We start from the raw sequence: 10435 nt of genomic DNA, 5'->3' as shown, positions 1-10435 counted from the left end.
GGCCACGATCGCCGGCGGGCGCTCGGTCACCGGCTCGGGCTGATCGGCCGCGGTGCTGCAGCCGGTCAGGAGCACCAGCAGGGCGAGCACAGCTCGGGGGATCACAGATTCTGCTCCTGGGAGAGAGGGTGTGCCGCGTCGCCCGCGGCATACCCGTCACGTGGCGTCAGGCCTTGTTGGTGGTGGCGGTGCACCTCGGGTCGTAGCCGGTGACATCAAAGATGAACTTGACGTCGACGTGCCACCTCTTCTTGTACTCCACCTGCCGGTAGGGGTCCTTGGAGTGCCAGCCCGGCTTGATGTCGTCTCCGGATTCCCAGCTCCACAGCGTCCTGTCGGGCCGATCGGCCAGGGACTCGCGGATCCTCAATCTCACGTTGCTCTTCTTTCCAAGCTTTGCGTTGCCCCGGGCACCCAGGTAGTACTTGATCTCGTCGACATCGTCATTTATGCCGTCCGGCGTGTAGAAGACCCTGACGTCCCCGTAGTAGTCGTCGTAGGCGGTCTCTTCGCAGCGGTCACTGAGCTCCCGCTGCCCCGAGGCGGAGGTCGCCGAGGCCGAGACGCCGGCCGTAGGGATGATCGACAAAGCCACCCCCAAAGCTCCGAAGATCGCGGTCTTCTGTAGGACGCCTGTCGCTCGCATGATGCCCTCTCGTCTGGGGTGATTCGGTTACGGACTAAGGGCCAATTTAGGGATGTGCGGTATATCGGTGGTATGTCCACCATGCGCGCTGACCAGAAGGTATGAAGGGGTCCTGGGCTGGGCGGAAGGCACTGACCAGCCAGATCGACCAGACCCAAGCCCGGATCGAGGAGCTGACCGCCCGCCTGCGGATCACCCGCAAGACTTTGCTCACCCTGGCCAACGCCGGCCGGCCCACACGAGCGCGCGACCTGTACCTGGCCCTGGGCCTGCCCCTGGCGCGTAAGAACATCGAGAACACCCGCGCACCCACACCCCCGCCGCCACGGCCGCCCTGGCCGGCTGGCCCGAGGCACGCGCCAAGGCGGCGCTCGAACGGCTCCACGGCGTCCGGCTCCTGGAGCCCGCCGGACCCGGCCGGTACCGCTTCCACGACCTCATCCGCCTGTACGCCCGCCAGCAGGCCGCCCGCGAACTGCCCGGCCAGGACGGCGACGCCGCCCTCCGCCGCGGGCTGCACCACTACCTGGCCTCGGCCAACACCGCCACGTGGCGCGTGCACTCCCAGGCCAGGAGCCCTACTACGCGGCGGAGCAGCCCGGGGTCGAGTTCGCCGGCGCGCGAGAGGTCGACGCGTGGACCGAGGCCGAGCGGGACAACCTGCTCGCCGTGGCGCACCGGGCGGCCGAGTCCGCCGATCCGCACACCGCCCTCGGGCTGGCGCTGGGGCTGCACCGGCCGTTCAACTACCGCGGCTGGGTCACCCACCTGGCCGACGTCCACCTGAACGCGATCGCGGTGGCGGCGCGGTGCGGAGACTGGGCCGGCCAGGCGCAGGCGGCGAGCTTCCTCGGCTGGGCCTACCGCGACCAGGGGCGTTACGAGCAGGCGATCGAGCAGCTGAAACAGGCCGTCGTGTGCTGGGGCAGGGCAAGTCTGCCGCACCGGAGAATCGGCGCCTTCAACAACCTCGGCATCATCCACACCCTGCTGGGGCAGCTCGACCTCGGCCGGATCAACTTCGCCCGCGCCACGGAGATCGCCGAGGAGACGGGCGACGCCTACGCGCGAGGCACCATCCACAACAACGGCGTACACCTGCTCTGCCGGCAGCACCGGTTCGAGGAGGCCATAGCCCAGGCGAAGATCGCCGTCGTGGAGTGGAGCGGCAGCCTGCACGTGGAGGGCACGTCCCACGAGACCCTGGCCCGCGCCTACATGCACGAGGGACGCCTCGCCGAGGCGGCCGACACCTTCCAGGTCGCGCTGACCCTCCTCCGCGAAGCCGGATATCGCATCGGCCATGCCGTGGCCGCCTGGTGGTACGGCCAGACCTTGCACGAGCTGGGCCGGCCCGCCGAGGCGCGCAGGATCTGGCGGGACTGCTTCACGACTCTGCTGGAGGCGCGCCTCCTGACCCGCGCGGAGGTGGACGAGCTGCTCGATCAGCCCGTCCCCGAGATGCCCGGGCCGATCGGGAACATGCTGTGACCTGCCTGAGCGTCAGCGGCCCGGGTGTACGTACTGGTTGTAGCGAATCGTGGTGTTGACGCAGTAAAAGTCAGACTTTTTGTTGTAGACGCACAGCTCCAGGGTGACCGCCGATATGGACTGGGAGCGGGAGAGGGTGAAGTTTCCGAAGTTGGTGCCCTTGTCGGCGCAGCCGTTGGTGTCCTTCTTCCAGGGGAGTGTGAGCCAGGTTCCGGTGGTGTGTTTGTATACGATCCGGGCCTTCACCGGAAGGTTGTCACCGGGACAGAGGTCGCGCACCTTGAATTTCCGAAAGACGACCTTCGTCCGGCTGACGAAGTCGACGGTTACCTGGGCGTACCCGTTGCCGCCGCTCGGGCGTTCCGTGCGGCCGGAAGACACTCCGTCCCTCGCCTGCGCCGGGCTTGCCACCAGCAGTCCACTCAATGTTGCGATGGCCAGCGCGCCGCTCAGAATACGGGTCTTCAACAGTCCTCCAGCAAGCGATGGCTTGGTTGGCCTTGAACCCTAGGGAGGATCTGCCTGATGATCAACCCTGCGTTTGAATGGTGAGACGCTCGGTGAGCCTCGGCGGGCGGCAGAGCGGTGTCGGCCGCGGTGGTGCCGGAACGACGACGGTCCGTTCATCTCACGTCCGGCGCAGGGTGGCGACGCCGGCCAGGAAGTCCGCCCGGCCCGTCTCCTGGTCTCGTCCCCGGCCTCTGCGTGCGGCGTTCTGTGCGGCGACGCCGAGGACGTAGTTCACCAGGGCGCCGGCCGCGTCGAAGCGCGCTCGCTCGGGGACGGCGAGCGCGTGCAGCAGCCTGCCGACGCTCTCGTAGAAGTCGAGCAGCGCGGGCCGCCACGGTTTGGCGTCCATTCCCGTGGCCGACCTGACCGAGTACGACCGCATCACGGCCGCGCTGGAGGCGTGCGCGCGCAAGCTCGACGGCAGCGCGGCGGCCCCTGCGTATTTCAGCCGCCGCCGCCGCGTGCTGTTCAACGTGCTGCGCTACGCCGTGTCCAGGAAGCGACTCACCGCCAACCCCTTGAGCACGGATCTGGACTGGAAGGCTCCCGAGGAAGAGGCGTGCGAGGAGGTGGACCCGGCGGCCGTCGCGTCACCGGCTCAGGTCCGCGAACTTCTCACGGCCGCCAGCTACGCCGGATGGCGACGCGGCCCCCGCCTGGTCGCGTTCTTCGCCTGCATGTATTACGCGATGATGCGTCCCGGTGAGGTCACCGCCCTCCGCAAACAGGACTGCGACCTTCCCGAGTCGGGTTGGGGACGGCTCATGCTCAGCGACTCCAGGCCCACCGTGGGGACGGAATGGACCAACGATGGACAGACGCGCGAGACGCGCGGGCTCAAGGGCAGGCCACGCAAGGCCAAGCGGCCAATCCCGATCCCTCCCGAGCTGGTGGCCCATCCTGCGTTCCCACATCGCCGCTTACGGCGTCGCGGAGGACGGCAGGCTGTTCCGCACCGAACGCGGCGCCGTGTTGCACGCGTCAGGCTATTGCCGTACCTGGCGCATAGCACGCTCGCTGGCGCTGAGCCCTGAGCAGGGCGCTTCGGCGCTGGCGAAGCGGCCCTACGACCTGCGGCACGCGGGAGTGTCCATGCGGCTCAACGCAGGGGTGCCCGCCACCCAAGTAGCCGAATGGGCAGGCCACTCGGTAGAGGTGCTGCTCAAGATCTACGCCAAATGTGTAGACGGCCATGACCACGTCTGGCACGGCATGGTTGACCGAGCGCTGGACGGCTGATCGTGGCACACTCTGGCCATCATGGGGGACGGCTGTCCCTTACGGAAGTGTCCCCGCTGTCCCCGAACGCGGGTTGACCTGCGGTAACGCACCCGGATCATGAGGGACATTCCAGGGACAGCGTGTCCCCGGTGTCCCCGGCGCTGTCCCCGCCGGGGAGCTGGACTCGGTCGCGTCGCGTCCGCGACCGGTCGCGGACGCGCGATCGGCGCCGCGACCCTGAAAACGGGACCTGATCAGCGCACATACCCGCAGGTCGCGGGTAGCGGCCTACCGGCGCACCTCCCTAAAAGTGGCTCTAGGGGCCATCGCTGGCACATCCAAGTCGCGACCGCGACCAGCGTCCCCGGCACGCCGTTGTAGGCGGCTGTAGAGCGCCAAACGGCTGATGTCTGCCGTTTGCACTCCAGGGACACCGGCGGGGACGGGCTGTCCCTCACAGAAGTGTCCCCGCTGTCCCCGGTGTCCCCGAACGCGGGTTGACCTGCGGTAACGCACCCGGATCATGAGGGACACTCCGGGGACAGGCTGTCCCTGGTGTCCCCGGCGGGGCGCCGTCAAGGGGGAAGGGCGGAACGGCGCTGCGCGCGTCTTCTAGGGCGCGCTTCGCGCGAAAAGCTGCTGTGAACACTCTTGGATGATCACGGGGATCTCTAAGTGAGTGTTTGAGAAGGGTTGATCACGGTCGTCGTGTCCCGCGCGGGCAGACTGCCACACGCCAGCCGAAGCGAGCGCTCAGCCAATCAATTTGATCTTCTCAAACACTCACTCAAAGGCCCGCTCCGGCACCATTGAAGATCGGCTAGCGGAGAAGACTCAGGAGTAGCAGGTTTGCCTCGATCTCCGAATAAGCTTTTCCGGGGTGGTCCGAGAAAAAAGGATACGGGACCCCCGAATGTGCTTCGGCGTAAACCCAGGCTCCGAGGTTGAGTGTGTAGCCGCTGCCCGGGAGCATGGGCCATGCGACAGAAATCGGTTCACCTATCACGAAGGCTTCTTCGGTGTTATGCTGATCATAGAAGTCGTTTCCACCTACACGTATACGCCATCGTTTGTCCGTGGCGGAGGTGAGATAGCTGCCGTCCTTCATCACCGTGATTTCTGTTCCCCCTTCGCTGGTGGCATTCGATCCGATGTTGTGGTGGCTAACGTAGGCGGCTTCCTTTGATGTGCGAAGCGCACGGGCTACGGCCGCGACTTCTGTTTCCGTGGTGAGGAAGACACCGACACCAGCGTGACCAGTGATCCAGGTAGATTCACCTGCCACGTCGCTGATTTCGGCGGTGATCTTCGCTACCCCGGTCTCACGGCTCACTGACCTCGGTGCGAAGTTCCCCTTGTCGGAGTCCTGCCAGCTCCAGTCGAAGTCAAATGGCGTTCCGAAGAGTTCGAGCCCCTGACGGACCTCGATGGTTACCGAACCCGAGGAAGGCGTTTGTTGGTGGAGAGAAGAGCGCGAATCGGTCGGCATGCCGTCTACACGACGGGAAGTCGTGTGTAGCGCCTCGAGCACGAGCGCGGCTTCGGGATGGTCTTTCAGACGTTTGACCAGCGCTGCTTCGGCATCTCGCAAGGGTTCGGACCGCTGCGCCTCAGCCGCCTGCCAGCGGGCGATCGCTTCACGATGTCGCGCTATCATCTGCGCGACCGACTGCTCGACACACTGCCGTTGATCCGCTGTGAGGCTCGGGTCGACATTAATTACAACCGCAGCATCTTTTTTGCTTGTTGTGGGACTTTGGGAAGCCAATTGAACACCTCCGTTGACGTATCTAGCGATTACCGGTCGTAGTGCCATCTGGTGGGCTGTGTTAATCAGCAACTCCCCACCATTTCCTAAGTCCGATACCTTCACGATGGCTCAGTTAACCGTACGCTTTCACAATAAGATCGTATCGGCCGGATGGTATTCCGTTTCTGAGGTGCATGTATATAGATCCTAAATTATGCAAGATGTCCGGGATTGATCTCCGTTCGCAGTTCGCCGCTCTAACACGTCGAAACGGGTTTCCCCCCTTCCGGACGCCATCGGCCCGCCAACTTGCCCGCGCCGTCATTGGCTCCGTCGCCGCCGCCGTAGCTTGACTTGCGGAGTTTAGTGAGTGTTTGAGAAGATCAAAATGGATTGGCTGAGCGTTCGCTTCGGCTGGCGTGTGGCAGTCTGCCCGCGCGGGACACGCCGACCGTAATCAACCCTTCTCAAACACTCACTAAGTGGGCGTTTGATCCTCTGAGGTGATGCTTAGCCCAATATGTCCGTCCGATTGCGTGCCTCGTTTGCGTGCTTTCGAGAGGTATAGGTACGGCGGGATTCGATGAGCGGACCGCAGAACGCCGGTCTCATCCTGGAAGATCCTGTCTCATCCAAAAATGCCGAACTCGTCACCATGCGTAGCAGCAAGTTGACGCTGAGGGCTGGGCAGACGATGGCAGATGAGGTACGCCGGAAGCATGGCCGAGCAGCAGCGCCCCTACCCCAGCGACCTGTCCGACGCCCGGTGGGAACTCGTCGAACCCGTCCTGAGCGCCTGGCGCACCGAGCGCCGCGGCAAAGGCCTGGACATCGGGCGTCCCTGCGAGCACGATCTGCGCGCCATCCTGAACGCCATCGTCTACGTCGACCGTACCGGCATCCCCTGGCGCTACCTACCGCACGAGTACCCACCCTGGCAGACCGTCTACGGCTACTTCGCCCACTGGCAGACCGACGGCATCTTCTCCCAGCTCAGCGGCCTCCTCCGACGATTAGTACGCACCGGCGAAGGACGCGACCCCGACCCGAGCGCCTGCGTCATCGACGCCCAAAGCATCAAAACCTCCACCAACGTCCCCGCCCACAGCCAAGGCTACGACGCGGGCAATTATGTGGGGTGGCCGGTTATGCGGGATGAACTTTCAAGCTCTTGGCCAGCTGAAGCGTCGCCGACGAGAACCCGGTCATAACTACAGGTTCTCGAGGAAGGCGAGCAGGCTGTCGGTGGGTTTGTAGCGGGTCGAGTGAGGTTCGTGGAGGGCGGTGCGGGCGAGGGCTCGTTCTTTGAGGGCCAGGTCGGCGTGGAGATAGATGTCCGTCGATTTGGTGTTGGCGTGTCCGAGCCAGAGTGCGATGGTGACGGTATCGATCCCGGCCTGGAGCAGGGCCATGGCGGCGGAATGTCGCAGGGTGTGCGGGGTGACGTTCTTGGTGGCCAGGGTGGGGCATGTCGCGGTGGCGGCGGGAAGGTGCTTGGCGAGCAGGTCGGCGACGGCGTCTCGGCTGAGGTGCTGTCCCGTGCGGGTGGGGAACAGCGGGTCGGTGGGGGTGGCTTGCCGGTGAGTGATCCATTGCTGGAGCAGCCGGGCGGTGGGTTTGGTCAGCGGGGTGCATCGTTGTTTGCGGCCTTTGCCGGTGCAGCGTAGGTGAGCCCCTGTCCCGAGGACGGCGTCGGCGCAGGTCAGGGCGATGAGTTCGGAGACGCGCAGGCCGGTTTGGAGCGCGATGAGCAGCAACAGGTGATCGCGTCGGCCGAGCGGGGTGGCGCGGTCTGGGGCGGCCAGGAGCGCGTCGGTCTCAGGGCGGGTGAGGAAACAGACCTGAGTGGAGTCGCGGCGTTTGTGCGGGATGGCCAGGACGCGCTGGATGAGCAGGGCGTGTTCCGGGCAGCGGAGAGCGGCGTAGCGGAACAGGGAGTGCACTGCGGCCAGCCGGGCGTTGCGGGTGGTGATGCTGTTGCCGCGCTCGTGTTCGAGGTGGTCGAGGAAGCCGCCGACGAAGGTGGAGTCGATGTCGGTGAGGTCCAGGGCCGAGGGCGGGCGGCCGAGCTGCTGCTGGGCGTGGAGCAGCAGCAGCCGGAAGGTGTCGCGGTAAGCGGTGACGGTGTTCGGGCTGCAGCGGCGCTGGGCCAGGCGCTCGGTGAAGAAGCCCTGCAGGATAGGGGCGAGGCTGGTCACGCCGGCTCCTTCCATGCGTCGTCCAGGCGTCCGGCGGCGGCCGCGATGAGCTCGGGGCAGGCGTGCAGATACCAGTAGGTAGTGGCCGGGCTGATGTGCCCCATGTAGGTGGATAGTGAGGGCAGCAGATGGGCCACGTCGCGACCCTGGGAGTACCAGGTGATCAGGGTGGAGACCGCGAAGGTGTGGCGCAGGTCGTAGAGCCGTGGCTTGGGGGCTCCGGGTGGCGCCTGGATGCCGGCAGCGGTGAGGAGCTGGTTGAAGGTCTTGCTGGCGTTGATGTGGATGAGGCGGGTTCCGGCTCCGGAGAGGAAGAACGCCGGGGTGTGCGGGCGAGGACAGAGCTCGTCTCGCCGCAGTGCGTAGTTCCGCAGCTGGTCGATGGTGCTGTGATGCAGCGGGACCAGCCGGGATTTGCCGAACTTGGTGTCCCGGATGGTCAAGACACCGTTGGTGAGATCGGCCTCGTCGCGGTCCAGTGCCATCGCTTCGCCGGTGCGCAGTCCGGCGACTGCCATCAGCCCGACGAACGCGGTGAAGGTCGCGGCCCGCAGGGGCGAGGCCAGCGTCCCGGCCGCCGTGATCAGAGCGATGATCTGTTCCGGCGAGTAGAGGAAGGGCGGTGCCGAGCGCTCATGACCGCGAGGCAGGAGGTCTTCGGGCGGGACCTCGGTGCGTTCGTCCAGAGCGGCCAGATGGCGGCTGAACACCCGTACCACCGTAAGACGCTTGGCCCACCAGGACGGATCAGCGGACGTGGGCAGCATCGCCCAGGTCAGCGCCGCTTCGACGGTCACATGGTTCAGGCCGTGCTCCTCGGCGAAGCTGACGAACTGCCCCAGCAGCCGGCCGTCCTGCAGGAGTTTGTAGCCCAACCCGCGACGCATCGCCAGGTACTCCTCGGCCGCTTGGCGAAGCGTGTTCATCGCGCACCTGCCGTAGGCCAGGGCCGGACGACCGCGGCGAGCGCGGCCTGGTCGACTTTGGCATAGATCGCCGTGGTCTCCTCGGAGTGGTGGCGTAGCAGCTGTGCGGCCTCGCACCAAGGGATTCACCGTGCTCCCACGCCGCTGGGTCGCCGAGCGCACCTTCGGCTGGCTGATGCTCCACCGCCGCCTGGTACGCGACTACGAGACCCTGCCGGCCCGCTCCGAAGCCATGATCCACATTGCCATGATCAACCTCATGGCCCGCCGTCTCACCCGCGAATCCACCCCAACCTGGCGAAGCACCTGAAATCCGAACCAGTCAGAACTCGCAGGATCAAACGCCCACTAAGATAGCCACTGACCGGCCGTGCCGCGCTCGTGTCGAGTACGGCCTGAGCTGACGCGTCAGCGGTTGTGTGCCCGGCACACTATTGGCACACGATCACCGGCATGCGCTGGCCACGAGCGGCATGAGGTGACACACACCTGAACGCAAAACGACCCGCGTTTCCGCAGGTCGCTGCCGGGTTTCCCCTGGTCGGTCGTGAGTGCCCCCTGTAGGATTCGAACCTACGCACCCGGCTCCGGAGGCCGGTGCTCTATCCCCTGAGCTAAGGGGGCTCAATGCGTGATAAGGCTATCAGCATCTAGGCACCACTCTGCACCGGATAACGCTCGCCGAACACATCCCGCGAAAGCCGCACGTGACCGGCCCGCTACAGGTTAGCTTTGCGGCCGTGAGTGAGGTTCTTGGCAAAGTACTGGTCGTGGACGATGACGAGGTCATCCGTCAGCTCATCGCAGTCAACCTGAACCTGGAGGGGTTCGAGGTGGCCACCGCTACGGATGGGCAGGACTGCCTTGATCGCGTGAGGGAGGTCATGCCTGATGTCATCACGCTGGATGTGATGATGCCGTACCTGGATGGGTGGACTACGGCGGAGAAGTTGCGTACGGATGAGGACACCAGTCACATCAAGGTCGTGTTGATCACGGCGCGGGCGCAGGATGACGACAAGAGGCGTGGCCGGGGTATCGGGGTTGACGCCTATCTGACCAAGCCGTTTGATCCGGCGGAGTTGATCGAGGTTGTGCGGGATCTGGCGGCGAGGGACCAGGTGAGGGACCAACGGTGAAGGGGGCTGGGTGAAGCCCTGGGGATGATGTTGGACGGGCACGGTGGGATGGGCGGTGCTCGCGTTGGCTCGGGGCTGGGGCGCTCGGTCGAACGACGCACGCGCGCGGGTGTAGCACTTCTTCCGTACGCTGGCGGCAACATTCCCGTTCGAAGGGTTGAGAAGGGTTGAGACGTGCGTAGCTCGATTTTCGGCAATCTTGACGGCCAGCCGGTGCCCGGCGGGTTCGTGCTGGAGAACAAGAAGATGTTGCGCGTCCAGTTGCCTCACGAGGTGCTCGCCAAGCAAGGCTCGATGGTCGCCTTCCAAGGGCAGATGGACTTCGACTACGAGGGCGCCGGCGGGCTCGGCAAGTTGTTCAAGAAGGCCGTCACCGGTGAGGGCGCCTCGCTCATGCGGGTCCGCGGTGAGGGGCTGCTCTACCTGGCCGACAACGCCGACGACATTCACCTGTTCTACCTGGAGAACGAAGGGCTGACCGTCAACGGGCGGAATCTGCTGGCGTTCCAGCCGCAGCTCAGCTGGGACATTCAGCGGGTCCAGGGGGCCGGGGT

Annotated in this window: 12 protein-coding genes, 1 tRNA gene and 1 pseudogene; 7 read left to right on the top strand and 7 right to left on the bottom strand. The window is 65.4% G+C overall.

Features of this window, described 5'->3' with window-relative positions:
* Window positions 1-166: 166 nt before the first annotated feature.
* Window positions 167-646, bottom strand: a complete 480-nt coding sequence (locus ETD86_RS48995) for a hypothetical protein (RefSeq protein ID WP_138673473.1) — start codon at window positions 644-646, stop codon at window positions 167-169.
* Window positions 647-1195: 549 nt separating this feature from the next.
* On the opposite strand from ETD86_RS48995, the gene ETD86_RS48990 reads away from it, so the two are divergent.
* The gene (locus ETD86_RS48990) at window positions 1196-2137 is read left to right on the top strand and encodes a tetratricopeptide repeat protein (RefSeq protein ID WP_138673472.1); all 942 of its coding nucleotides are present in this window, start codon (window positions 1196-1198) and stop codon (window positions 2135-2137) included.
* Between the two features lie 12 nt (window positions 2138-2149).
* Here the strand turns inward: ETD86_RS48990 and ETD86_RS48985 are convergent, their stop codons facing one another.
* Together ETD86_RS48985 and ETD86_RS57645 are read right to left on the bottom strand one after the other, a co-directional pair.
* Window positions 2150-2605: a hypothetical protein gene (locus ETD86_RS48985; protein ID WP_211370809.1), complete on the bottom strand. Its 456-nt coding sequence runs from the start codon at window positions 2603-2605 to the stop codon at window positions 2150-2152.
* Window positions 2606-2765: 160 nt separating this feature from the next.
* Window positions 2766-2996, bottom strand: coding sequence for a hypothetical protein (locus tag ETD86_RS57645; protein WP_211370808.1), 231 nt, complete (start codon window positions 2994-2996; stop codon window positions 2766-2768).
* A gap of 4 nt (window positions 2997-3000) precedes the next feature.
* Here ETD86_RS57645 and ETD86_RS48975 point away from each other — a divergent pair, with 4 nt between their 5' ends.
* Together ETD86_RS48975 and ETD86_RS57640 are read left to right on the top strand one after the other, a co-directional pair.
* A complete protein-coding gene (locus ETD86_RS48975; RefSeq protein WP_138673471.1) occupies window positions 3001-3681 on the top strand; it encodes a site-specific integrase in 681 nt (226 codons plus the stop codon).
* Window positions 3682-3739: 58 nt separating this feature from the next.
* A complete protein-coding gene (locus ETD86_RS57640) occupies window positions 3740-3886 on the top strand; it encodes a hypothetical protein (protein WP_211370807.1) in 147 nt (48 codons plus the stop codon).
* A gap of 802 nt (window positions 3887-4688) precedes the next feature.
* On the opposite strand, the gene ETD86_RS48970 is transcribed toward ETD86_RS57640, so the two are convergent.
* Window positions 4689-5741 carry a hypothetical protein gene (locus ETD86_RS48970; RefSeq protein WP_138673470.1) on the bottom strand — a complete coding sequence of 351 codons (1053 nt, stop codon included), beginning with the start codon at window positions 5739-5741 and terminating at the stop codon, window positions 4689-4691.
* Window positions 5742-6337: 596 nt separating this feature from the next.
* Here ETD86_RS48970 and ETD86_RS48965 point away from each other — a divergent pair.
* Window positions 6338-6829, top strand: a complete 492-nt coding sequence (locus ETD86_RS48965; RefSeq protein ID WP_211370806.1) for a transposase — start codon at window positions 6338-6340, stop codon at window positions 6827-6829.
* On the opposite strand, the gene ETD86_RS48960 is transcribed toward ETD86_RS48965, so the two are convergent.
* Together ETD86_RS48960 and ETD86_RS48955 are read right to left on the bottom strand one after the other, a co-directional pair.
* On the bottom strand, window positions 6830-7816 hold the full coding sequence (locus ETD86_RS48960; protein WP_138673469.1) for a tyrosine-type recombinase/integrase: 987 nt from the start codon (window positions 7814-7816) through the stop codon (window positions 6830-6832). It lies immediately after the preceding gene.
* Entirely contained in the window at window positions 7813-8742 is a 930-nt protein-coding gene (locus ETD86_RS48955) for a tyrosine-type recombinase/integrase (RefSeq protein ID WP_138673468.1), read from the bottom strand. The genes ETD86_RS48960 and ETD86_RS48955 overlap by 4 nt, the downstream gene beginning before the upstream one ends.
* A 118-nt stretch (window positions 8743-8860) precedes the next feature.
* On the opposite strand from ETD86_RS48955, the pseudogene ETD86_RS48950 reads away from it, so the two are divergent.
* Window positions 8861-9052: pseudogene (locus ETD86_RS48950) on the top strand (transposase); the annotation flags it as partial.
* A gap of 242 nt (window positions 9053-9294) precedes the next feature.
* Here the strand turns inward: ETD86_RS48950 and ETD86_RS48945 are convergent.
* Window positions 9295-9366 (bottom strand) — tRNA-Arg (locus ETD86_RS48945).
* Between the two features lie 116 nt (window positions 9367-9482).
* Between ETD86_RS48945 and ETD86_RS48940 the strand changes: the two genes are divergently transcribed.
* Window positions 9483-9881, top strand: a complete 399-nt coding sequence (locus ETD86_RS48940; RefSeq protein WP_138673467.1) for a response regulator transcription factor — start codon at window positions 9483-9485, stop codon at window positions 9879-9881.
* Window positions 9882-10055: 174 nt separating this feature from the next.
* Window positions 10056-10435 (top strand): AIM24 family protein (locus ETD86_RS48935; protein WP_246149423.1); only part of this gene is annotated, 380 nt, incomplete at its 3' end.

Origin of the sequence: Nonomuraea turkmeniaca (assembly GCF_005889735.1) — a bacterium.
GTDB lineage: Bacteria > Actinomycetota > Actinomycetes > Streptosporangiales > Streptosporangiaceae > Nonomuraea > Nonomuraea turkmeniaca.
Note: the sequence above shows the minus strand (reverse complement) of the source record. Positions and strands in the feature narration are given on the sequence as shown.

Bases quoted from the DNA above. Each gene is read 5' to 3' on its own strand.
- ETD86_RS48965 (WP_211370806.1), top strand. From the start codon at position 6,338: ATGGCCGAGCAGCAGCGCCCCTACCCCAGCGACCTGTCCGACGCCCGG.
- ETD86_RS48955 (WP_138673468.1), bottom strand. From the start codon at position 8,742: ATGAACACGCTTCGCCAAGCGGCCGAGGAGTACCTGGCGATGCGTCGC.
- ETD86_RS48995 (WP_138673473.1), bottom strand. From the start codon at position 646: ATGCGAGCGACAGGCGTCCTACAGAAGACCGCGATCTTCGGAGCTTTG.
- ETD86_RS57645 (WP_211370808.1), bottom strand. From the start codon at position 2,996: ATGGACGCCAAACCGTGGCGGCCCGCGCTGCTCGACTTCTACGAGAGC.
- ETD86_RS57640 (WP_211370807.1), top strand. From the start codon at position 3,740: ATGCGGCTCAACGCAGGGGTGCCCGCCACCCAAGTAGCCGAATGGGCA.